Here is a 22,938-nt window from a genome sequence, read left to right as displayed (position 1 = left end):
GGACTCGACGACTCACCCGAAAGCCGGGCCGCCGCGTCCCTGGCGGCAGAAGTTTCCCCACGTCGACGTGATCGAGGCGAGCCGCTGTGGCAGTCCGGCGCAGGCCCTCGTCGAGGCTTCCCCGGCCGTCGCCGGTCGGCGTGTCCGCACCAGCCCTGCCGGTGCCCGCATCGGCCATGTCGCCATGCCGTTCTGCACCACGTCGTCGCGCCGGTGGCCGTGGTCCCGCACGACCGACCCACTCGAATCGAGGAGGAGGACACATGAAGGCGGTAGCCGCGCGGAGGTTCCGGGAACCCCTGCTCATCGAGAAGCCCTTCGGCCTCGGAGCGGGGCGGTGAGCACGGTGGACCTCCCGATCGTCGTCGGCGTCGACGGCTCCGAGCCGAGCCTGCGGGCCGTCGACTGGGCGGCCGACGATGCCGCGCTGCGCGGCGCGCCGCTCCGGCTTGTGTACGCCTCGCTCTGGGAACGCTACGAAGGCGCCCTGCTCGCCCAGGAACTCGGCAAGCCGGCCGAGGAGGTGATGGCACAGGACGTCGTCGGCACCGCACGGCACTGTGCCGAGCGCCGCCAACCCGACCTGAAGGTCACCACCGACGTGCTGCCCGAGGAGCCGCAGTACGGGCTGGTACGAGAGAGCCGCACCGCCCTCGCCGTGGTACTGGGCTGCCGGGGCCGCAGCGGCGTGGCCGAGGCACTCCTCGGCTCCGTCAGTCTCACGGTTGCCGGGCACGCGCACTGCCCGGTGATCGTGCTGCGCGGCGGTCAGGACGACCAGGCCCGCTCCGGGACGCACGGGTGGATCGTGCTCGGCGTGGGCGAGAAACCGGCCGGCTCGGCCGCCGTACGGTTCGCGACCGAGGAGGCCGTGCTGCGTGCGGTGCCCCTGGAAGCCGTACGGGCCTGGCGGCGCCCCGCGCACACGACCACCGGTTCCCCGCTGATCGTCGGCGGCCCGGCGCGCATCGACGAGCAGCGGGCCGTCGACGCACTGGAGGAAGCCCTGCGGGACGCGCCGGCCGGTCTCGACGTGCGCCGCCGCACCGCCGAGGGCCATTCCCGCGACGTCCTGATCGCCGCCTCCCACGATGCCGACCTGCTCGTCCTCGGCGCTCGACGCCGGCACGGTCACCACGGACTCCCGCTCGGCCGTGTCGCCCACGGCGTGCTGCACCGCGCGGCGTGCCCGGTGGCCGTCGTCCCCGAACCCTCCTGACGAACCCGGCAGACCTTGCCGACGACCGATGACGAATCCGAGGTTCCGATGCCCGAGGCCGCCCACCAGGACGCCACCGCACTCACCGACGAGGAACTGCGCACCCTGGACGCGCACTGGCGCGCCGCCACCTACTTGGCCGTGGGTCAGATCTACCTCATGGCCAACCCGCTGCTGACCGAACCGCTCAGGCCCGAGCACGTCAAGCCGCGCCTGCTCGGCCACTGGGGCACCTCGCCCGGCCTGACCCTCGTGTACACCCATCTCAACCGCGTCATCAAGGCACGCGGCCTCGATGCCCTCTGTGTGTGGGGCCCCGGCCACGGGGGACCGGCGGTCCTCGCGGGCTCCTGGCTGGACGGCAGTTACAGCGAGACCTACCCGGACGTCTCCCGGGACGCGGCCGGGATGGAACGCCTCGTCCGGCAGTTCTCCTTCCCCGGCGGGGTGCCCAGCCACGTGGCGCCGGAGACCCCTGGCTCGATCCACGAGGGCGGCGAACTCGGCTACTCGCTCGCGCACGCCTACGGGGCCGCCTTCGACAACCCGGACCTGCTGGTCGCCTGCGTCATCGGCGACGGCGAGGCGGAGACCGGACCGCTGGCCGCCTCCTGGCACTCCAACAAGTTCCTCGACCCGGTGCACGACGGTGCGGTGCTGCCGATCCTGCACCTCAACGGCTACAAGATCGCCAACCCCACCGTGCTGTCCCGGCTTCCGGAGCAGGAGTTGGACGCGCTGTTGCGGGGATACGGGCACGAACCCCTCCACGTCACCGGCGACGATCCGGCCGCCGTCCACCGAGCACTGGCCGCGGCCTTCGACGAGGTACTGGACCGGATCGCCCTGATGCAGCGCACCGCTCGCGAAGAGGGCGTCGCCGAACGCGTGCACTGGCCGGTGATCGTGCTGCGCACCCCGAAGGGCTGGACCGGCCCGGCCGAGGTCGACGGCGTACCGGTCGAGGGCACCTGGCGCGCCCACCAGGTCCCCCTGGCCGGCGTCCGTGAAGACCCGGCGCGTCTCAGGCGGTTGGAACAGTGGCTGCGCTCGTACCGGCCCGAGGAGCTCTTCGCCCCCGACGGCCGTCCCGTCGCCGACGTCCTGGCCTGCGTGCCCGAGGGGACCAGGCGACTCGGGGCCACCCCGCACGCCAACGGTGGCCTCCTGGTGCGCGAACTGCCCATCCCGGCTCTCGACGTTCTCGCCGTACCGGTCGACAAGCCCGGTTCCACCCTGCACGAGCCCACCCGGGTCCTCGGCTCCCTGCTTGAACGGGTCATGGACGACACCAGGTTGCGGCGCGAATTCCGTCTCGTCGGCCCGGACGAGACCGCCTCCAACAGGCTCCAGGCCGTCCTCGACGCAAGTGGCAAGGCCTGGCAGGCCGAGATGCTCCCGGTCGACGAACACCTCGACCGGCACGGCCGTGTGATGGAGATCCTCTCCGAACACCTCTGCCAGGGCTGGCTGGAGGGCTACCTGCTCACCGGCCGGCACGGACTGTTCTCCTGCTACGAGGCGTTCGTGCACATCGTCGACTCCATGGTCAACCAGCACATCAAGTGGCTGAAGACCTCGCGCGAACTGTCCTGGCGGGCTCCGGTCCCCTCCCTCAACTACCTCCTCACCTCGCATGTGTGGCGCCAGGACCACAACGGCTTCTCCCACCAGGACCCGGGGTTCGTGGATCACGTCCTCAACAAGAGCCCCGAGGTGGTCCGCGTCTATCTGCCGCCGGACGCCAACACCCTCCTCTCCGTGGCCGATCACGTGCTGCGCAGCCGGGACTACGTGAATGTCGTCGTGGCGGGCAAGCAGCCCTGCTTCGACTGGCTGACCATGGACCAGGCCGAGGCGCACTGCGCGCGGGGGGCCGGGATCTGGGACTGGGCGGGCAACGAGAACGGCGGCGAACCCGATGTCGTGCTGGCCTGCGCAGGCGACGTGCCCACCCAGGAGGTGCTGGCCGCCGCCCAGTTGCTGCGCCGGTATCTGCCCGGTCTGGCGGTGCGTGTGGTCAACGTGGTCGACATGACCCGGCTGCTGCCGCACGAGGAACACCCGCACGGGATGACCGACTTCGAGTACGACGGGCTCTTCACCACCGACAAGCCGGTGATCTTCGCGTACCACGGTTATCCGTGGCTGGTCCACCGCCTCGCCTATCGCCGCACCGGGCACAGGAACCTGCACGTGCGCGGTTACAAGGAGTCCGGAACCACGACCACGCCCTTCGACATGGTCGTCCGCAACGACCTCGACCGCTACCGGCTCGTCATGGACGTCATCGACCGGGTCCCGGGTCTGGCCGTGCGTGCGGCCGCCGCCCGCCAGGCCATGGCCGACGCCCGCACCCGCCACCACGCCTGGATCCTCGAACACGGCACCGACCTGCCCGAGGTCGCCGAATGGAGCTGGAACAACTGACCGTCGGGGGTGGGGCGACCACCCCGTAACCCGTGCGGCCGGCAGCATGACGCTCGCTCCCGGCGCCGGGCGCTCCCCGGCGCCGGGAGCCGGCCGGCCGGACTCGGCAGCGACCTGCGGCGGGTGCCGCAGCGTGGGTCAGGCGGAGGCCCTGCGACGCACCGCTCGCCGTGAGGTCGAAGGGAGCGAGGCGGACGCCCTGGCGGTGCTGCGGCAAGGCGTCGACAGGCGGTCGCGATCCCACTGGAAGGGAACGGATCGCTCAGCGCCGAGATCGCCGTCGGCTTGGACGCGGAGGCGCACCGGGGGCTGGTGCCGCCCCTGCACGGGACGCTCAGGTGCCTGGCGTTCTCCACCGCCGCCTCGGTCACCGGCGACGACGTCGTCCAAGACGAGTCCCGCTGCCGGCGAAGTAGGCGCCTCTCCCCTGAGGGGCGGGGCTGCGGGGGGTAGCGTCTCGGGCCCATTCGGCCCATGACTCGGACGGCCGGAGGCCGCAGCCTGATAGTGGCCGATGTCGGCAGCCGAGCTTGGAGGACGCTATGAACGGCACTCCGACCGTCGTGAAAGACGTGATGACCCGCCGGGTCCTCGCCCTGCGCATCGGCGCGGCCTTCAAGGACATCGTCAAGGCCATGCACGGTTGGCCCGCCAGCGCCCTTCCCGTGCTGGACGACGCCGGAGTGGTCGTCGGCGTCGTCTCCGAGGCCGATCTGCTGCCCAAGGAGGAGTACGGCGACGGAGACATCGGGCGATACGGGCAGGTGTCGCACCTCGCTGAGGTCCGCAAGGCGGACGCGGTGACCGCGGGCGAGCTCATGACCGCCCCGGCCGTCACCGTGACACCCGAGGCCAGCCTTGCCCACGCCGCGCGCATCATGGCGCGCAACAGGGTCAAGCGGCTCCCGGTCGTCGGCCGCGACGGCACGCTGAAGGGCATCGTCAGCCGCTCCGACCTGCTGAAGGTCTTCCTGCGGGACGACAAGGACATCGCCGAGGAGGTGCGGCGCGAGGTCGTCGTACGGCTTTTCGGCACGCACCCCCGGGCGATCCGCGTCGAGGTGCACGACGGTGTCGTCACACTCGCCGGCCGGGTGCACACGACCGCCCTGATCCCGCTGGCCGCCCGGCTCGCCCGGTCCGTAGCGGGGGTGGTCGACGTGCACTGCGAGCTGGCCGGCCCGCCCCGTCACCCGGACCTCGATCCCGACCTCCCGGATGCCGACCGTGCGCACGGCTTGAGCCGGAGCCGTCGGCACCAGACGTGAGGGGGCGACGATGGCAGGGAATCCCCGGACGGCCTTCGCCCCGGTGAGGCTGTGGCACTGGCGACGCAACCCGCTGCGGCGGCACAGCGATGTCGTCGAGGGCTGGCTGGTGCTCGCCACCTGGCTGCTCGCGGTTGTCGCCGGAGTTCTCGCGGGCGTGCTGGCGGCACAGGCCGTCGACGCCGGCTTCTCGGCGCAGGCGGCTCGCGTGCACGCCGTGTCCGCTGTCCTCACCGACGACGCGGTGGAGACGCCGGCCACCGCCGGCGGATACGACGACGGGCGGGTGTGGGCCGCCGTGCGCTGGACGGACGCGGACGGCTCGGTGCACACGGGCCGGACCAAGGTCTTCCCGGGCGCTCCGGCGGCCACCGGCATAACGGTGTGGGTGGATCGGACCGACCGGGTGGCGTCCGCACCCGTCGGCGGGACGATGGCGACGCTGCAGGCGGCCCTGACCGGTGTCCTCGTCGCCCCACCGGTCGGTGCGGCGGTCTGGGGTGCCGGATGGGTGGTCCGCGCCCGGCTCATCCGGCGGCGCCTGGGTGAATGGGAGGCGGAGTGGAAGCAGATCGGCCCACAGTGGGGGAACCTGAGCGGAGGCAGAGGCTGAACACTCGGCATGTGCCGCCCTCGGCTGTCGCCGGCCGCGGAACACCTTCAGCAGATCCCCCTGGTGATCATCGCCCTTTCTGGGCCCGCGCGGGTAGGAGGGTCAGGGCATGAGAGGCCCCCGACGTCGGCCCGAGCCGACGCGCCATCCGGCGAGCGAGCCTGACGGCCCGGTTCCGGGGTGGGCAGGTGGTGCGCTGATCCGGCCAACGGCGACATGGTCGTGGCCGGGGCGAGCGCCGCTGGTCGTGCGAAGCGTGTGCCTGGTGGCCGGGAGGACGCCATGAAGCCGACGGAAACGGCCCTACAGCTGACGATCTTCATCGAAGAGTGCGACACCTGGCATCACCGGCCTCTGTCCGCGGCGATCGTCCATCGCGCTCACGAGGCCGGGTTGGCCGGCGCGACGGTGCTTCGCGGGCTGGAGGGATTCGGAGCCTCGTCCGTCATGCATGGCTTGCGGCTGCTGTCGCTCGAGCAGGACCTGCCGCTGGCGATCGTGATCGTCGACGAGGAGGAACGAGTGCGTCGCTTCCTCTCGACCCTGCGCGGGATGATCGACGGCGGACTGATGATCGTCGAACATGTCGAGGTCATGAAGTGCGCGGACCCTGATCCGGCGCAGAGTCGTGAGCGTGCCTGAGTGAGGGCGTTGTCCGACGGCCGGTGGCGCGGCCTAGCCGAATGCGGCCTGTGTGAGGGTCAGGCCGATGAACACGGCGCCCAGTCCGGCGATCACAGAGGCCACCACGTTGGCCGCGGCCAGGAAGCGCGCTCCGGCCTCGGACAGGTTCAGTGTCTCGTAGGAGAACGTGGAGTAGGTGGTCAGGGCGCCGCACAAGCCTGTGCCCAGCAGGAGCTGGATGTTCTGTGAGACGGCTCCTGAGAGGGCTGCTCCGGTCAGAACGCCCAAGATCATCGATCCGGTGACGTTGGCCGCGAAGGTGCCCCAGGGGAAGGCGGTGTCGTGGCGAGCCTGGACCGTCCGGTCGATCACGTACCGCAGCGGGGCGCCGACGGCACCGCCGAGAATGACAAGCAGAAACCTCATGTGCCGGCGGTTTCCCGTCCTTTGTAGTGGACCACCTCGACCTCCTGCGTGGTGATCAGGCCACTGATCGGCAGCTCCTCGAGCTGCGACATGAAGGCTCTGATCCGGTCCTCTTCGTCGATGATGATGATCGTCACCGGCAGGTCGTCGGCCATGGACAACAGACGCGTGGTGTGCACGATCGATGTCGCCCCGTAGCCCTCCAGCCCCCGGAAGACCGTCGCTCCGGCCAGCCCGAAGGCGTGGGCACGGTGCACGATCTCCGTGAACAGGGGCTTGTGGTGCCAGGTGTCGGTGTCGTCGATGAAGATCGTCAGGCGGAGCGCGCGTCCATCTAGCCTCATGGTCACATTCCTCTCCTCGCCAGGATGCGGCGGGTGGCCACCATGCCGATCTTCGCGGCGGCCAGCGCCACCAGTACGGTCGACGCCAGGTAGACGAGTGCGGCGCCGGCTCTATCGGCCCGCGCCAGACGTTCGATGTCGACGCAGTACGTGGAAAAGGTCGTGAAGCCACCGAGGACGCCGGTACCGAAGAACGGCCGGAGCAACCGGTGCACGGTGAACCCCTCCGTGATGGCCACCAGGAACACGCCGATGATCAGGCAGCCGACCGCGTTGACGCCCAAGGTCGTCCAGGGAAACGCGTCCTTGCCGGTCGGCCAGAGCAACGTTGCCGCGTAACGGGCACAAGCCCCCAGCGCTCCACCCACGGCGATGACCGCAAGCGTCTCAAAGTGCCTGACGTGGACCTCTCGACGCCGGCGCGCCTGTTCCGCCGTGGACGCTTCGACGGCTGCGGTCGCCACGGAGTGCCGCGAAGACCCATCACTCACATTGCCTCGCCCCATAAGCTCCGAGGCTATCCAGCCCAGGATGAGCACGAACTGCCGGTGGCCTGATGTTCCCGCAGTCCCTTCACCAGGCCGCTTCACCTATGAACCAACCCTAAGCCTTGATCCGGGCAGTGCCAGCAGGGACGCCGATCCGGCTTCCGCCGGCCGTTGCGGGCCCGCGAGAACATCACCCTGGGCCGGCCGCGCACCCACGAAGACGAGCGGTGCGGGACGCCGTCGACGCCTTCGGCATGCGCGAGGAGATCGAGAGACTGCCCCGCCGGCTCGACACCCTGCCGGCCCGGGAGCTGGTCGGCGGCGCCGAACCGCCGGGCGGCCAGTGGCCGCGCCTCGTGTGCGGCCGTGTGCTGCCGCCCGCTGCTACGGCGTGGGTGGCAGCTGCGGGGAGCGGAGCACGAGCAGGGTGATCTCGCTGGGGGCGAAGACGCGGAACGGCGGGCCCCAGAAGCCGGTCCCGCGGCTGGTGTAGAGGAGGGTGCGGCTGCCGTGGTGGCTGAGGCCGGCGAGGGCCGGCTGGTCGATGCGGACCAGGTGGTGGAAGGGCCAGATCTGGCCGCCGTGGGTGTGGCCGGAGAGCTGGAGGTCGATGCCCGCGGCCGCCGCCCGGTCGACGAACTTGGGCTGGTGTGCCAGGAGCAGGACGGGCAGGTCGGGGTCGGCGCCGTCCAGGGCTCCGGCGAGGTGGGCGCGGTGGCCGGCCAGTCCGGAGGACTCGGCGGTGACGTCGTCCACGCCGGCGACCACGAGGGTGTCACCGCCGCGTTCGAGCAGCAGATGGCGGTTGCGCAGCGGCTCCCAGCCCAGCTCGTCCATCAGGTCGACCCAGCCCTGGGCCTCGCTGTAGTACTCGTGGTTGCCGGTCACGTAGACCCGGGCCCGGGTGGCCCGCACGGTACCGAGCGGGACGGCCTGGGCGCGGCGGCGTTCGGCCGTGCCGTCCGCGATGTCGCCGGTGTGGCAGACCAGGTCTGCTTCCAGGGTGTTCACCGTCTCGCACACCCGTGCCGACCAGCGGGCGCGGTCGAGCGGGCCGTAGTGGGTGTCGGTGATGAGGGCGACGCGGATGCCGTCCAACCCGGCACCCAGCCGGGGGAGTTGCACGTCGAGTCGGCGCACGCGTGGCACACGGCGGGCTTCGGCGTACCCCCAGGTGAGCAGTACGGCGGTCACGCCGAGGACGGCCCAGGTGACGATCCGGGCCCGGTCCTGACTCCCGCCGACGCCGGCCACGGTCAGGGCGAGCCGCAACAGGACGCCGAGCACGACGGACCAGGTGAACAGCACCCAGCTGGTGCCCAGCAGGGTGTCACCGATGATCGCCGCCCCGTCCTGCTGGCGCCTGCCGTGGCCGCGCGCCATCGCGAGCGGCATACCGAAGAGGCCGAGGGCGAACAGGGCGGTGCCGACCAGCGTGACGGGCAGGGGCCAGTGCTGGCCCGTGTACACAAGCACCCCGCAGGGCACGGCCCACAACAGGACCGGGGCGATCAGGGGGAGGTAGCGCATCAGGCGGTGCAGTCGGCTATGCCGCGGTGTCTGCGCCTCACCCTCGGCGGGCCGGGTGCTGCTGGTGTCGGTCACGCTGCCCCTCTCTGACCATGCTGCCGTCTCGCGCACTGTATCCGGTCGTCCTCGGGCCGGCCGGAGGGCGTTCACGGGGTGCGGCCCCCTCGCGGCGAAGGGTTCGCTGCGGGACGGCACGACCCCGCCGTGGGCGCCTCCACCGGCACGAGCTGCCATCAGGGCGTTGTCCCGCGGGAGTTGCGTCCAAGGGAACTGTCGGCAGGACGTCCTCGCCTGACCTCGCGCCCCCGGACGCCGGGAGGCGTGCGTCCCGTCCTGGCGCCCGCACGCCCCCCTCCCGGCCGCCACGCTGGTGCGGGAACGCCTGCCCGGGCGGCCGGCCCGCCGCACGAAGGCCCTCTCCGGTGCGACATACTCTCCCGATGAGTCCACGCACTTCCCCGGTCAGCCAGCCGATCACCATACGGCGGGCCGTCGCGCGGGATGCCAGACGGCTCACACGGCTCGTGCGTGGCTCGGGCGCCTACCAGGGGAAGTACGCAGCCGCAGTCGCGGGCTACCGGGTCGGTCCTGATTACATCGAGGCCCACCGCGCCTTCGTCGCCGTCGGCGAGCAAGAGGGCCGGGTCCTCGGGTTCTACTCGCTCGTCCTCGCTCCACCGGAGCTCGACCTGCTGTTCGTCGCCGACGAGGCGCAGGGACGGGGTATCGGACGGCTGCTCGTGGCGCACATGCGGTCCGAGGCCCGTGCCGCCGGGCTCGACCGGGTCAGGGTCGTGTCGCACCTTCCCGCCGAGGACTTCTACCACCGCGTCGGTGCGGTGCGGATCGGGACCGCGCTCGCGAACCCGCCCGCCGTGCCGTGGGACCGTCCCGAGATGGAGTTTCGCATCCCCACCCTTCAAGGCGCGTCGAAAGTGTCCGGTGAGGATGGTGGCGAGGCTGTGCGTGATCCAGAATGACCGGATGGTCACGCTCGAGACTCCCCGTCTGATCCTGCGCCGCTGGCGCGAGGAAGACGTTGCGCCCATGGCTGCCGTCAACGCCGACCCCGAGGTCATGCGGTGGATCCGCGACGGCAGTGTCCGTGACGAACAGCAGACCCGCCGCGGGATCCAGGCGTGGGAGAGGGAGTGGGAGACACAGCGCTTCGGCCTGTTCGCCGTGGAGATCCGGTCCACCGGCGAGCTGGCCGGGTTCACCGGCCTCTCGGTGCCCCATTTCCTGCCGGAGGTACTGCCGGCCGTCGAGGTCGGCTGGCGGCTGGGACGATCCCACTGGGGGCAGGGCCTGGCCACCGAGGCCGCAGCGGCCGCCGTACGGTTCGCGTTCGAGGAACGGGGGCTGGAGCGGATCGTCAGCATCGCTCAAGTGGGCAACGACGCCTCCGAACGGATCATGACCAAACTGGGGATGCGTCCGGTCCGTGAGACCGTCAATCCCACCTCCGGTCGGCGAGTGCGCGTGTTCGAGTTGTCGTCGGACCGGTACGTCGCCGGCACCCGTTGACGGCGGACACGAGGACGGCGGACACGAGGACCGCGGCCCCGGAGCGGAACGGGAGTGTGTCCCGCCGCGCCGGCTCACGCGGCGACGGCGCGTCGATGCCGTCCTCGCGCAAGGTCCGCTCCGCCTGGGCCGGCAGGGCGGCTCGCGTTCTCCGTGGACGGCCGTCGTAGCGGCTCGGTGACCGCGGAGGGTGGCTCGGCCGCACCTCGGCCACCGTCCCGCAGGCATCCACATGTGCCGTGGCGCGCCAGGCCGCGATGAGCGCCACCGGAGAACCTGCGGGCCGCGCGGCGTCCTGCCTCCGACGCGCGGGACGACCGCATTCGCGAGACGCTGGGGGGAGGAGCGCGCCCGGACGCGGCGCCGCATCTCCAGCTGGAACCCGCACCGAGCCAAGAAGGCGGGCCGCGATGAACGACTCCGATACGAGCGCCAGGGGATGGAGCCAGGGCGAGACGGCCGGACTGTCGATGATCGAACTATGCGTCAACGATCAGGTGCGGCAGCTCGAGGTGGATCCGCGGACCTCGCTGCTCGACGCGCTGCGCGAACACCTGCGCCTGGGCGGAACCAAGAAGGGGTGCGACCACGGGCAGTGCGGAGCGTGCACCGTCCTGGTCAACGGCCGGCGGGTCAACTCCTGCCTGACACTGGCCGTCATGCACGAGGACGACGAGATCGTGACGATCGAGGGCCTGGGCGATCCCGATGCCCTGCACCCCGTGCAACGCGCCTTCGTCGAGAGCGACGGCTTCCAGTGCGGCTACTGCACGCCCGGCCAGATCTGTTCGGCCGTCGGCATGCTCGCCGAGGTGGAGGCGGGCTGGCCCAGTCACGCCACGGCTGACGTGTCCGCGCCGCAGGTCGCGTTGACCGACGAGGAGATCCGCGAGCGGATGAGCGGCAACATCTGCCGGTGCGCCGCCTATCCGAACATCGTCGCGGCCATCCGCAACACCGTGCACGGAGGCCCGGGATGAGGCCGTTCACCTACGAGCGGGCGACGGACGCCCGGACCGCCGTCGCCGCGGTGTCCCGAACCGGCGCGAAGTTCATCAGCGGCGGGACCAATCTGCTCGACCTGATGAAGCTCGACATCGAGCGGCCCAGCCATCTGGTCGACATCAGCCGGCTTCCGTTGCGGGACGTCGAGGAACTCCCGGACGGCGGGCTGCGCATCGGCGCCCAGGCGGCGAACTCGGACGTGGCCGCCGATGCCCGGGTGCGCACCCGCTATCCGGTGCTGTCGGAGGCGGTGGTGGCCGGCGCCTCCGGACAGTTGCGCAACAAGGCGTCCACCGGTGGAAATCTGTTGCAGCGCACTCGGTGCCCCTACTTCTACGACACCGCGGCGGGCTGCAACAAGCGTGATCCCGGGTCCGGATGCTCGGCCATCGGCGGGTTCAACCGGATACACGCGATCCTCGGCGCCAGCGAGTCCTGCATCGCCACCCACCCCTCGGACATGGCCGTCGCGCTGACCGCGCTGGGAGCGGAGGTCGAGCTGCTCGACGCCGATCAGGCGGTACGCCGCGTCGCCATCACGGACTTCTACCGGCTGCCGGGCGACACCCCGCACATCGAGACCGTGCTGCGGCCCGGCGAGATGATCACGAGCGTCGTCCTGCCCCCGCCTCCGCCGGGCCGGCAGAAGTACCGCAAGGTGCGCGACCGGGCGTCGTACGAGTTCGCGCTGGTCTCGGTCGCGGCCGTCGTCTCGGCCGATCAGGGAACGATCGGTGAGGCGCGGGTGGCGTTCGGCGGTGTCGCGCACAAGCCGTGGCGGTCGGTCGAGGCCGAGGCCGCGTTGACCGGACGCCCGGCCACGATGGCCACCTACCGCGCCGCCGCCGAGGCGGCGCTGGCCGACGCGGTCGGGCAGGGGCACAACGACTTCAAGATCGAGCTGGCCAGGCGCACGCTGTGCCGGACGCTGGCGCAGGTGGCCCCGGCACACTGAGGAGGCGGCATGATCGGGCAATCTCTGAACCGTGTCGACGGCCCCTCGAAGGTCACCGGCCGGGCCACCTACGCCTACGAGCAGTGGGAGGCCGGTCAGCCGCTCTACGGTTTCATCGTCGGCGCGACGATCGGCAAGGGCCGCATCACCCGGATCGACACGGAGAACGCCGAACACACGCCCGGCGTGTACATGGTGATGACCCATCTCAACGCCCCCGCGCAAGGCCTTCGCGACGAGTCCATCTTCTTCGAGTACTGGCGAGCCCAGCCGGTGCTGACGGGCCCCGACATCCACCATTACGGCGAGCCGGTGGCGCTCGTCGTCGCCACGGCCCTCGAGCAGGCTCGTGCGGCCGCCGATCTCGTCGAGGTCGAATACGTCGCCGGGCGGGGGCGTTTCGACTTCGCCGAGCAGCAAGACGAGGTGTACATCCCGAAGGTGGTCAACGCCGGCCTCCCCACCGACACCGCGGTGGGCGACTTCGATGCCGGGTTCGACGGCGCGGACGTCAGGATCGACCAGTACTACACGACGCCGTACGAGTTCTCCATGCCGATGGAACCCCACGCATGTCTGGTGGAACCGCGCGGCGAGGACCTCTTCGTCTACGTCAGCTGCCAGATCGTCGACGCGGCGCGGGCCTCGGTCGCCGGCACGCTGGGGATCGATCCGGCGCGGGTGCACATCGTCACGCCCTTCGTCGGCGGGGGATTCGGGTCCAAGCTGGGCATCCATGCCGAGACGATCCTGGCAGCGCTCGCCGCTCGCGCGCTGCGCCGACCGGTCAAGGTCGCCATGACCCGGCAGCAGATCTTCCAGCTCGTCGGCATGCGCCCCACGTCCAGCCAGCGGGTCCGGCTGGGAGCGGGGCAGGACGGACGGCTGGCCGCGATCGCCCATGACGTCACCATGCACACCAACCCCGACATGGAGTACGCCGAGCAGACCGCCGCCACCACCCGCAGCCTGTACGCGGCTCCCCACCGGCTGACCAGCCACCGGCTGGCGCCGCTCGACCTGCCGCGCGGGACGGACGTCCGCGCACCGGGCGAGGCGCCGGGCATGCTGGCGGTCGAGTCGGCGATGGACGAGCTGGCGCACACGCTCGACATGGACCCGGTCGAGCTGCGGATCCGCAACGAGCCCGCCGTCGACCCCGAGCGGGACGTGCCCTACAGCGACCGGCACCTGGTCGACTGTCTGCGCGAAGGTGCGCGCCGGTTCGGCTGGGAGCACCGTCACGCCACCCCGGCGAGCGTGCGCGACGGGCGATGGCTGGTCGGCTACGGCATGTCGGCCGCCATCCGCGGGCACTTCCAGGGGCCCACCGCGGTGCGCGTGCGGTGGGAGGCGGACGGCACCGCCGTCGTCCGTACGGACATGACGGACCTCGGTACCGGTACCTACACCATCCTGACCCAGGCCGCCGCAGACGGCCTCGGGCTCGCGCCGGATCAGGTGCGGATCGAGCTGGGACGGTCGGATTATCCGCCCAGCTGGGGGTCCGGGGGCTCGTGGGGCGCCACCAATTCGTGCACCGCGGTGGACCGGGCGTGTCTGGCCCTGCGCGAGAAGGTGCTGGTCGCGGCGGTCGGCGACAAGCGCTCTCCGCTGCACGGCCGCGACCCGGCGGACGCGGTGTTCTCCGACGGCACCGTGCGGATCGGCGGCGCGTCCGAGGCAGTGAGCCGGATCGTCGCACGCAACCACCCCGAAGGGGTGGAGGCGGAGGGCGTGACCCGCTTCATGGGCGACGACCCGAACTACACGGCCTACTCGATCAACACCTACGGGGCCCATTTCGCCGAGGTGGGGGTCGACGCGGACACCGCCGAGATCCGTCTGAGGCGGATGCTCGGCGTCTTCTCGGTGGGCCGCGTGCTCAACCCGAAGACGACCCGCTCGCAGCTGATCGGCGGCATGATCTGGGGAGTCGGCGCGGCCCTCGAGGAAGAGGCCGTCGTCGACCCGCGATCCGGTGCCTTCGTCAACCGCGACTTCGCGCAGTACCTGGTGCCGGTCCACGCCGACGTCCCCGATGTCGAGGCCGTCGTCCTCGACGGGTTCGACGACAAGGCCAACGTCCTCGGCGCGAAGGGCGTAGGTGAGCTGGGAATCTGCGGGGCCGGAGCGGCGGTCGCGAACGCGGTGTTCAACGCCACCGGTGTGCGGGTGCGCGACTTCCCCATCACCATCGAGAAGGTGCTGCCCGGGCTGCCACTGCTGGAGGCGTGAACCCGTGGCGAGCCCCTGACGGCGATGCCGACGCCGCCAGGCCGCCGCGGTCGGGGCGGACGGGTGACGGCATCAACTCGCGTGGTGGGCCAGGGGATCGCGCGGGTGGACGTCTGCTGGCCATGAGCGCGACCTGCCCCGCACAGGCCGCGGGACCCGGACCGGCACGCCGGACGTCACAGCAACGGACGCGGACCGGCACGCTGGAGGACACCGCAGCGGACCCGGACCGGCGGGTACGAGGTCAGAGCAACGGACCCGGACCGGCGGGTACGAGGTCAGAGCAACGGACCCGGACCGGCACGCCGGACGTCACAGCAGCGGACCCGGACCGGCACGCCGGAGGGCGCAGCAGCGGACGCGACCGGCACGCCCGAGGTCAGAGCATACGGCCGATCCTCTCGGCGTGTTCCCGGAGCACCGGCAGGAACTGCTCGCGCATGTCCTCCAGCGTGATGCGGGCCGTGAAGGCGCTGACGCTCAGCGCGGCCCGGGTGTTGCCCTGGGCGTCCTGCACGGGCGTGGCCATGGAACGCATACCGAGCTCCAGCTCCTCATCGGTGAAGGCGACCTGCTCGGTGCGTGCGTCGACGATGCGCCGCCGGATCTCCTCGAGGTCGACGACCGACTTCTCCGTGCGGCGCTCGGGCCGGCAGCCGTCCAGGTAGGCGTCCAACTCCGCGTCGGACAGCGCCGCGAGCAGGACGCGGCCCGTGGCGGTGCTGTAGGCGGGGAGCCGGACCCCGATGCGCACCCCCGCGGACACGATGCGCTCGGTCTCCGCGCGGGCCACGAACACCGCGTTCCCCTCGTCCAGAACGGCCAGCGAGATGGATTCCCCCAACTCCTGGCGTGCGGCGGCCAGTTGCGGCTGGGCGAGCCTGGGCAGCGGATCGGTACGGGTGTAGGAGCCGCCGAGGCGCGCCATGCGGGGAGTGGGGCGGAAGTACTTCCCGTCGTGTGTCAGGTAGCCGAGCTCGGTCAGGGTGAGCAGGCAGCGACGGGCCGTGGCCCGGGTCAGCCCGGTGGCCTGGGCCGCTTCCGAGACCGTGAGCTGCGGGTATGCCTGCCCGAACGTCTCGATCACCGCCAGTCCCTTGGCGAGCCCGGCCATGCCTTCCGGCGCCCGCGGGCGTGCGTCACTTCCGCCCGAAGTCTTGACACCTGTCTCCGGGCTCGGCTTATCTGTTCGCGTATCAGCCACTCGTTCGTTATACGAACAAATCGCGGATGTGTCAAGCCCCCGGCCTGAACTCCGCACCGAGCAGGACCGGCCCGCCGACGGCACCCGTCTGTCGCGGGACCGGGACGAAGGAGGAACCTTGCCGAGCATCCAGTCAGCGCGCTCCGCGGCGCCGCGGCAGAGCCACCCGGAGTGGCCCGAGGAGCTGACCCGCGTCCCGTACTGGGTCTTCCAGCGCAAGGACGTCTACCGCGGCGAGCAGGAGAACCTGTTCCGCGGTCCCTACTGGAGCTACCTCTGCCTGGAGGCGGAGGTCCCGGAACCCGGTGACTACCGCACCACGTTCGTGGGTGACACCCCGGTCGTCGTCACCCGCGACGAGGACGGCGAGCTGTACGGCTTCGAGAACCGCTGCGCCCACCGCGGCGCGCTGCTCGCCCTCGACGACGCCGGCAGCAACGCCAAGGACTTCACCTGCGTCTACCACGCCTGGAGCTACAGCCTCCAGGGAGACCTGACCGGCGTCGCCTTCAAGGACGGCATCAAGGGCCAGGGCGGCATGCCGAAGTACTTCTGCCTGGAGGACCACGGCCCGCGCAAACTGCGCCTGGCCGCCGTGCACGGCCTGGTCTTCGGCTCCTTCGACGAGGACGTGCCGGACATCGACGAGTACCTCGGCGAGGAGATCCTCGGCCGCATCGAGCGGGTCCTCGGCGGCCGCACCCCCGTCGTCCTCGGCCGCTTCACCCAGCTGCTTCCCAACAACTGGAAGCTCTACATGGAGAACGTGAAGGACTCCTACCACGCGAGCATCCTGCACCTGTTCTTCACGACGTTCGGCATCAACCGGCTGGGCCAGCGCGGCGGGATCATCGTGAGCGAGAGCGGTGCCCACCACGTCAGCTACTCCGCGATCGACCGTGCGGCGGAGCAGGAGGCCGGCTACTCGGAGCAGAACATCCGCTCCGACAGCGCCTACACGCTGGCCGACCCGTCCCTCCTGGAGGGGTTCGGCGAGTTCGGCGACGACATCACCCTGCAGATCCTCTCGGTGTTCCCCGGCTTCGTCCTGCAGCAGATCCAGAACTCGGTGGCGGTGCGTCAGATCCTGCCCAGGGGCGTCGAATCGACGCGGCTGAACTGGACGTACCTCGGCTTCGAGGAGGACACCCCGCAGCAGCGGACCGTCCGGCTCAAGCAGGCCAACCTGGTCGGCCCGGCCGGCTACATCTCGATGGAGGACGGCTGCGTCGGCGGGTTCGTGCAGCGCGGCATCGCGGGCGCCGGCGAGGAGGAAGCGGTCCTGGAGATGGGCGGCTCCTCCGCCGAGTCCGGCGACAGCCGCGTGACCGAGGCCTCGGTCCGGGGCTTCTGGAAGGCCTACCGCGAAGGCATGAACCTGCGACAGGAGAAGGACAAGTGACCGTGACAGTGGACGCCTTCCGGCTCATCAGCCGTGCCCAGGGCGAGTACGCCCGCTGCATCGACGGCGACCGGATCGAGGAGTGGCCCGACTTCTTCGAGGAGGACTGCCACTACCGCATCACCACGGCCGCCAATCACCGCGAGGGACTCGCCGCGGGTGTGGTCTGGGCCGACAACCGGCGCATGCTCGCCGACCGGGTCTCGGCCCTGCGGGAGGCCAACATCTACGAGGCGCACACCTACCGGCACATCCTCGGCCAGCCCGCCGTTCTGGAGGAGTCGGACGAGGGGGCGCGCAGCGAGACCGGCTTCCTGGTGGTGCGCGTGATGCGCGACGGCACGACGGACATCTTCGCCAGCGGGCGCTACCTCGACCGCTACCGGTTCACCGGCGACAGGGCGAGCATCGTCGAACGGATCGTGGTCTGTGACAGCTCGACGATCGACACCCTGCTGGCGCTGCCCCTATGAACGCATCCGGGAACCCGTCCCGGGCGGCCTCCCAAGGCCGCATCCTGCTGACCATCGGCGATCCCAACGGGGTGGGGCCGGAGGTCGCGGTGAAGGCGGTGGCCGTCCTGCACGACGAGCCGGATCTCCAGCCGGTGCTCGTCGGCGATCCCCTGGTCGTCCGGCACTACGCCGAGCGCGCCGGGCTCGCGGTCCGGGAGACCGACGGCACCGACGGTCCCCTGGCCGGCGCGGTCGACCTGCTCCCCGTCACGGCACTGAACCCCGGCGCCTTCCGGCCGGGTGCGGTGCACGCCGCCGCGGGCGCGGCGACCGTCGCCTACCTGGGCGAGGCGGTGCGCGCGGTGAAGCAGGGCCGGGCCCGCGGCATCGTCGGCTGCCCGCACTCGGAGACGGCGATCAACGCCGCCGGCATCGCCTTCTCGGGGTACCCCTCGCTCCTGGCGGGGCTCAGTGGCACCGAAGCGGACAAGGTGTTCCTGCTGCTGGTCGGCGGCGGCCTGCGGATCGTCCATGTGACGCTGCACGAGGCCCTGTCACACGCCCTCGCCCGGCTGACACCGGAACTGGTGGAGTCCGCGGTGCTGGCCGCCGCCGGCTTCCTCCGGGCCACGGGCGTCGGCTCACCGCGCATCGGCGTGTTCGGGATCAACCCGCACGCCGGTGAGGGCGGCCTGTTCGGCGACGACGACGCACGGATCACCGTCCCGGCCGTACGCCGACTGCGCGCGGCGGGCGTCGACGCCGACGGCCCGGTCGGCGCGGACGTACTGCTCGGCGACCGGGAAGGAACGACGCGGTACGACGCTTTCGCGGCGATGTACCACGACCAGGGCCACCTCCCGGTGAAACTGCTCGCCGGGCGTACCGCCGCGGCGCTGTCGGTCGGCGCGGGCCTGGCGTTCTCCAGCGTGGGGCACGGCACGGCCTTCGACATCGCGGGGCGGGGGATCGCCGACCCGGCCGCCGTGATCCAGGCCGTACGCGCCATCGGCTCGGCGACCGTCCACGCCCCCCACACCCCTCTCGCGGAGGAACGCTCATGACCTATCAGGTGGATGTCACGGGCACCGGCATCAGCTTCCCCTGTGAACCCGGCGAGACCGTGCTCGACGCCGCCGAACGGGCCGGGTACGCCATCCCGTACTCGTGCCGCAAGGGAGTCTGCTCGACCTGTGAAGGCGCGCTCACGTCCGGGCGTGCCGAGACACGCGGGCAGGGGACCGCCGAAGGCCCGGCCGAGGCCGTGCTGCTGTGCCAGGCGCGCCCCCGCTCCGACCTCGGCATCGCGCCCCGGCGCATCGCCCGGCGAGGCGCCCCCGAACGCCGGACGGTGACGGCGAAGGTCCAGCGCGTCACCCGTCCCGCCGCGGACGTGGTGGCGCTCCAGCTGCGGCTGCCGACCGGCCTGCGCGCGAAGTTCACGGCCGGCCAGTACCTGAAGGTGCTTCTGCCCGACGGCGACAGCCGCAACTACTCGATGGCCAACCCCCCGCACCAGAACGACAGCGTGCACCTGCACATCCGGGTCGTGCCGGGCGGCCGGTTCTCCGAAGGGGTGCTCGCGGCCCTCGGCAAGGGCGACCGGCTCACCGTCGAACTGCCCTACGGGGAGTTCTCCGTCGACCCCGCGTCCGACGTGCCCGCGATCCTGGTGGCCACCGGCACGGGCTTCGCCCCGGTCAAGTCGATCGTGGAGGACCAGGTGCGCAGGCGTCTCGACAGACCCGTGCACCTGTACTGGGGAGGCCGCCGCGAGGAGGACCTGTACCTGCGCGACCTCGCCGCGGGCTGGGCCGACCGCCTGCCGTGGTTCGGTTTCACGCCCGTCCTGTCGGAGCCCGGTCCCGGCTGGGCCGGGCGCACGGGCTGGGTCCACCGGGCCGTCCTGGAGGACCACCCCGACCTCACCCGGCACGAGGTGTACGCCTGCGGCAGTCCGATGATGACGGACGCGGCACGGAAGGACTTCGTGGACCTCGGGGGCCTGGCCCCGGAACGCTTCCACTGCGACGCCTTCGTGCCCTCGGGCGAGCCCGCTCCGGTGGCCTGACCGGCCGCCCCTCCCGCGACCTGCGCTGCGCCGACCCGCGCCGCAGCGCCCCGCATCGCATCGCACCCGCATTGCATCGCACCATCGCACCCGCACCGCCCGCCGCGCGGGCGGTCATGGCCGAAACGAGGCACCCATGTCTCAGCAACCCCTGCGACTGCATCTCCCGGACTTCGTAGACCAACGCCGCGTCTCCCCCTATCAGTTCGGGGTGGTCGCGCTGTGCGGTCTCGTCATGTTCATCGACGGCTTCGACACCCAGGCCATCAGTTACATGGCCCCCCACATCGCGGACGAGTGGGGGCTCTCCCAGAAAATGCTCGGACCGGTCTTCTCGGCCGCACTGGTCGGCCTCATGGTCGGCTACCTGGTCCTCTCTCCGCTGTCGGACCGGTTCGGGCACAGGCGCGTCGTCATCGCGGCCACGGCCGTCTTCGGCGTCACGACGCTGGCGGCCGTGTGGGCCGGCGACGTCGGCGAACTCGTCGTCCTGCGCTGCGTCACCGGCATGGGACTGGGGGCGGCCGCGCCGAGCGCGGTGGCTCTCACCGGCGAGTTCAGCCCCAAGCGGCTGCGGGCCACCTTCGTGCTGGCCATCTACTGCGGCTTCTCGGTCGGCTTCGTGGTGGCCGGCCTGGCCGCCGGCTGGCTGATTCCCGACCACGGCTGGCGTTCGCTGCTGTGGGTCGGCGCCGCCGTCCCCGTGCTCCTGATCCCCTTCCTCGTGCGCAGCCTGCCGGAGTCGCCGGCCTTCATGATCCGGCGGAACACGGACCCGCACCGCATCTACGCGGTGTTCCGCCGGATCGACGGCGAGCTGCCCCCGTCCGTGCCCGGCCACGGCGAACCCGTCTTCAGCGTCGAGGAGAACGACGGCGGCAACCGCGCCGCGCTCACCAGCCTGTTCACGCGCAGGTGGCTGTGGGGCACCGTCCTGCTGTGGTTCGTGTTCATGATCAACCTGGCCGAGTTCTACGCCCTGCAGAGCTGGCTCCCCACCATCGTGACCGACCTGGGTCACTCGATGAGCGTGGTCGTCGCCGCGACCACGCTGACCACGGTGGGCGGTATCGCCGCCGCCTTCGTCACCGGCCCGTCCATGGACCGGCTGGGCCCGTACCGGACACTGGCCGTCCTCTACCTGGTGGGGTGCGTCTGCGTGGCCCTGACCGGCACCGCGCTGCACGCGCCGTTGTGGGTGCTGATGACGGCGAACTTCCTCGCGGGCTGCTGCGTCAGCGGCGGCCAGAAGAGCCTGATCGCACTGGCCGCCGTCTTCTATCCGGCTCCGATGCGCTCCACCGGGGTGGGCTGGGCCCTGGGCATCGGCCGCGTGGGCGGCATCCTCGGACCGATCGTGGTGGGAACGGCGCTCGCCGCCGGCTGGTCACCGAGCACCGTGTTCTACGCGATGTCCGTGCCCATGCTCGCCGCCGGCCTGGCGGTCGTGCTGCTGGGCATGCGCTACGGCCGCTCGGCGGACGACTCGGCCCCCTCCGCCGGACCGCCGGACGCGCAGACGCCGGCGCCCGCCCTCGGCAACGGGCGGGCGGTGGGGCCGGACACCGTGATCTGATGCGCACGGGCGTGATCCGGGACGACGTACGGGCCCGGCGCGTCCCGTCGCCGGCAGCCGGACGTCCAGCGAGTGCGCGGACTCCGTGGTCGCCGACGACGCGAAGGCGGTCCACCGCGGATGCCGCTCGCCGCCCTCCGGCTCGGTGCCCCATAGCCGATGGCGCGGTCCGGCGGGCACGTGGTGCGGGTGCCGCGCGGGGTGTTGCGCAGTCCGGGATGTGCCACGGACGCAGGGCTTCCCCGGGCACCGGGACGAGGCCCGCGCCCGCGCTCCGGTGCCGGCCGCGCGGTTCGGGAAGTGGCTTCGGATCCCGGAGCCTGGATCCGCGGCAGCTGTCCTAGTCTCGTTCCGTGCCACTGCGACGGTGGTCCGGGCGTCCGGTCTCGGGTCTGTCGCAGTGGCCACGGTGCGCGCAAGGGAGCTCTGCGCACCAGCGGCCCGGCTCACTCCTCCGCCTGAGAGCCGGGCCGCTACCCCCGGTGAGATGCCCCGCTTGCCGGTGGCGGTCAGCCGGTGTGTTCCGCGGGACGCACGGACCGGTAGTACAGGTCCAGGCACATGAGCAGTTCGGTGCGTTCGACGCCCGGCAGGCTCCTGATCTCGGAGTCGATCAGCCGCATCACGTCGTGGGGACCGCGGCAGACGGCCTCGGCGAAGATGTCGAAGCGGCCCGCGCAGGCGACGACATAGGTGATGGACGGGATGCCGGTCAACGTCGTGGCCAGGTCCTCGATGCCCTGACCGGGCCGGCACCGGACGGCCACCCACACCTGTGTCTCGAAGCCGAGGCTGGCCGGGTCGGCGATGGCGGTGATGCGGATGTCGCGGTCGCCGACCATCCGCGTGACGCGCTTGCGGACCTGGGACTCCGAGATGCCGACGGTCTCCGCGACGGCGGCGAAGGGCAGTCGCCCGTCCCGGCTGAGTTCGGCGACGATTCTCCGGTCGACGGGGTCCAGCAGGGCGGTCCGGCCGGAGCGGGCCCCGGGGTTCTCGGGCGCCGGCCCGGCCACGGGCGCGGCCGCCTTGTACTGGGCCGAGTCCCAGGCCGGCTCCTGGTAGTGCAGCTGGAGGTAGGGGTGGATCTCGGCCGAGCCGACTCCGGGCATCCGGACCAGCGTGTCGTGCACGACGGACAGGAGCTCCGCCGGGTCCCGGCAGAGCACCTCGACGAGGGCGTCGTACCGTCCCGTCGTGATCACGGCGTAGTCGACGGCCGGTACCTCGGCGAGCGAGGCCATGAGCGGCCGTACCGGCTGCGTCCCGTCGAAGTGCAGGCCGACCAGGGCGACGACGGGGAAGCCCAGCAGGGCCGGATCCGTCACGGCGGTGATCTGGATGACGTTGTCGTCCAGCAACTGGTTGACCCGGCGGCGGATCGTCTTCTCGGGTACGCCGAGGTCGCGGGCCAGCGCGGCGAAGGACTGCCGGCCGTCGGCCTGGAGCATCCGGATGAGGTCACGGTCGAGCTCGGTCAGCTTCGGGTCCGTGTCGTCCTGGCCGCGGGCCGGCAGCAGGCCGTCGAGGAAGCCGGGGACGAGGTGGGCGGGTCCGCGCATG

21 protein-coding genes are annotated in these 22,938 nt (G+C 71.5%); 15 read left to right on the top strand and 6 right to left on the bottom strand.

The window, feature by feature from the left end; all coding sequences use genetic code 11:
- Positions 1 to 346: 346 nt before the first annotated feature.
- The 5 genes from ABVB68_RS17270 (at position 347) to ABVB68_RS17250 (ending at position 6,172) form a co-directional block, all read left to right on the top strand.
- A complete protein-coding gene (locus ABVB68_RS17270; RefSeq protein WP_353601974.1) occupies positions 347 to 1,219 on the top strand; it encodes a universal stress protein in 873 nt (290 codons plus the stop codon).
- Positions 1,220 to 1,267: 48 nt separating this feature from the next.
- Entirely contained in the window at positions 1,268 to 3,649 is a 2,382-nt protein-coding gene (locus ABVB68_RS17265) for a phosphoketolase family protein (protein WP_353601921.1), read from the top strand.
- Between the two features lie 542 nt (positions 3,650 to 4,191).
- Complete coding sequence (locus ABVB68_RS17260) at positions 4,192 to 4,917, top strand: CBS domain-containing protein (protein ID WP_353601920.1); 726 nt, start codon at positions 4,192 to 4,194, stop codon at positions 4,915 to 4,917.
- Between the two features lie 10 nt (positions 4,918 to 4,927).
- On the top strand, positions 4,928 to 5,530 hold the full coding sequence (locus ABVB68_RS17255; RefSeq protein ID WP_353601919.1) for an Rv1733c family protein: 603 nt from the start codon (positions 4,928 to 4,930) through the stop codon (positions 5,528 to 5,530).
- A gap of 282 nt (positions 5,531 to 5,812) precedes the next feature.
- Positions 5,813 to 6,172, top strand: coding sequence for a DUF190 domain-containing protein (locus ABVB68_RS17250; protein WP_353601918.1), 360 nt, complete (start codon positions 5,813 to 5,815; stop codon positions 6,170 to 6,172).
- 33 nt (positions 6,173 to 6,205) lie between these two features.
- Here ABVB68_RS17250 and crcB (ABVB68_RS17245) read toward each other — a convergent pair whose 3' ends face one another.
- From crcB (ABVB68_RS17245) to ABVB68_RS17230, 4 genes are all read right to left on the bottom strand, one after another.
- Positions 6,206 to 6,580, bottom strand: coding sequence for a fluoride efflux transporter CrcB (crcB, locus tag ABVB68_RS17245; RefSeq protein WP_353601917.1), 375 nt, complete (start codon positions 6,578 to 6,580; stop codon positions 6,206 to 6,208).
- A complete protein-coding gene (locus tag ABVB68_RS17240) occupies positions 6,577 to 6,924 on the bottom strand; it encodes a DUF190 domain-containing protein (RefSeq protein ID WP_353601916.1) in 348 nt (115 codons plus the stop codon). The genes crcB (ABVB68_RS17245) and ABVB68_RS17240 overlap by 4 nt, the downstream gene beginning before the upstream one ends.
- Before the next feature lie 2 nt (positions 6,925 to 6,926).
- Entirely contained in the window at positions 6,927 to 7,388 is a 462-nt protein-coding gene (gene crcB / locus ABVB68_RS17235; protein WP_503006144.1) for a fluoride efflux transporter CrcB, read from the bottom strand.
- A gap of 408 nt (positions 7,389 to 7,796) precedes the next feature.
- Positions 7,797 to 9,017 carry a metallophosphoesterase gene (locus ABVB68_RS17230; protein WP_353601915.1) on the bottom strand — a complete coding sequence of 407 codons (1,221 nt, stop codon included), beginning with the start codon at positions 9,015 to 9,017 and terminating at the stop codon, positions 7,797 to 7,799.
- A 365-nt stretch (positions 9,018 to 9,382) separates the two neighbouring features.
- Between ABVB68_RS17230 and ABVB68_RS17225 the strand changes: the two genes are divergently transcribed.
- The 5 genes from ABVB68_RS17225 to ABVB68_RS17205 all read left to right on the top strand — a co-directional run bounded on the left by ABVB68_RS17225 (position 9,383) and on the right by ABVB68_RS17205 (position 14,667).
- Positions 9,383 to 9,922 carry a GNAT family N-acetyltransferase gene (locus ABVB68_RS17225; RefSeq protein ID WP_353601914.1) on the top strand — a complete coding sequence of 180 codons (540 nt, stop codon included), beginning with the start codon at positions 9,383 to 9,385 and terminating at the stop codon, positions 9,920 to 9,922.
- Between the two features lie 4 nt (positions 9,923 to 9,926).
- Positions 9,927 to 10,469 (top strand): GNAT family N-acetyltransferase, encoded by a 543-nt coding sequence (locus ABVB68_RS17220; RefSeq protein WP_353601913.1) that lies wholly within the window; start codon positions 9,927 to 9,929, stop codon positions 10,467 to 10,469.
- A 410-nt stretch (positions 10,470 to 10,879) separates the two neighbouring features.
- Complete coding sequence (locus ABVB68_RS17215) at positions 10,880 to 11,449, top strand: 2Fe-2S iron-sulfur cluster-binding protein (protein ID WP_503006143.1); 570 nt, start codon at positions 10,880 to 10,882, stop codon at positions 11,447 to 11,449.
- Positions 11,446 to 12,429: an FAD binding domain-containing protein gene (locus ABVB68_RS17210; protein ID WP_353601912.1), complete on the top strand. Its 984-nt coding sequence runs from the start codon at positions 11,446 to 11,448 to the stop codon at positions 12,427 to 12,429. Before ABVB68_RS17215 ends, ABVB68_RS17210 begins: the two co-directional genes overlap by 4 nt.
- A 9-nt stretch (positions 12,430 to 12,438) precedes the next feature.
- Positions 12,439 to 14,667 (top strand): molybdopterin cofactor-binding domain-containing protein, encoded by a 2,229-nt coding sequence (locus ABVB68_RS17205; protein WP_353601911.1) that lies wholly within the window; start codon positions 12,439 to 12,441, stop codon positions 14,665 to 14,667.
- Positions 14,668 to 15,046: 379 nt separating this feature from the next.
- On the opposite strand, the gene ABVB68_RS17200 is transcribed toward ABVB68_RS17205, so the two are convergent.
- Positions 15,047 to 15,781: an IclR family transcriptional regulator domain-containing protein gene (locus ABVB68_RS17200; RefSeq protein ID WP_353601910.1), complete on the bottom strand. Its 735-nt coding sequence runs from the start codon at positions 15,779 to 15,781 to the stop codon at positions 15,047 to 15,049.
- 208 nt (positions 15,782 to 15,989) lie between these two features.
- Here ABVB68_RS17200 and ABVB68_RS17195 point away from each other — a divergent pair, with 208 nt between their 5' ends.
- The 5 genes from ABVB68_RS17195 (at position 15,990) to ABVB68_RS17175 (ending at position 21,375) form a co-directional block, all read left to right on the top strand.
- A complete protein-coding gene (locus tag ABVB68_RS17195) occupies positions 15,990 to 17,273 on the top strand; it encodes an aromatic ring-hydroxylating dioxygenase subunit alpha (protein WP_353601909.1) in 1,284 nt (427 codons plus the stop codon).
- Positions 17,270 to 17,746, top strand: coding sequence for an aromatic-ring-hydroxylating dioxygenase subunit beta (locus tag ABVB68_RS17190; protein WP_353601908.1), 477 nt, complete (start codon positions 17,270 to 17,272; stop codon positions 17,744 to 17,746). The genes ABVB68_RS17195 and ABVB68_RS17190 overlap by 4 nt, the downstream gene beginning before the upstream one ends.
- Complete coding sequence (locus tag ABVB68_RS17185; protein WP_353601907.1) at positions 17,743 to 18,792, top strand: PdxA family dehydrogenase; 1,050 nt, start codon at positions 17,743 to 17,745, stop codon at positions 18,790 to 18,792. Before ABVB68_RS17190 ends, ABVB68_RS17185 begins: the two co-directional genes overlap by 4 nt.
- Entirely contained in the window at positions 18,789 to 19,799 is a 1,011-nt protein-coding gene (locus tag ABVB68_RS17180) for a 2Fe-2S iron-sulfur cluster-binding protein (protein WP_353601906.1), read from the top strand. Before ABVB68_RS17185 ends, ABVB68_RS17180 begins: the two co-directional genes overlap by 4 nt.
- A 136-nt stretch (positions 19,800 to 19,935) precedes the next feature.
- On the top strand, positions 19,936 to 21,375 hold the full coding sequence (locus tag ABVB68_RS17175) for an MFS transporter (protein ID WP_353601905.1): 1,440 nt from the start codon (positions 19,936 to 19,938) through the stop codon (positions 21,373 to 21,375).
- A gap of 509 nt (positions 21,376 to 21,884) precedes the next feature.
- Here the strand turns inward: ABVB68_RS17175 and ABVB68_RS17170 are convergent.
- On the bottom strand, positions 21,885 to 22,937 hold the full coding sequence (locus ABVB68_RS17170; RefSeq protein ID WP_353601904.1) for an Lrp/AsnC family transcriptional regulator: 1,053 nt from the start codon (positions 22,935 to 22,937) through the stop codon (positions 21,885 to 21,887).
- Position 22,938: the final 1 nt, after the last annotated feature.

It is taken from the genome of Streptomyces sp. NPDC096012, from assembly GCF_040426375.1.
In the GTDB taxonomy this organism is placed as follows: domain Bacteria; phylum Actinomycetota; class Actinomycetes; order Streptomycetales; family Streptomycetaceae; genus Streptomyces.
This window is presented reverse-complemented; position numbering and strand designations above follow the sequence as displayed.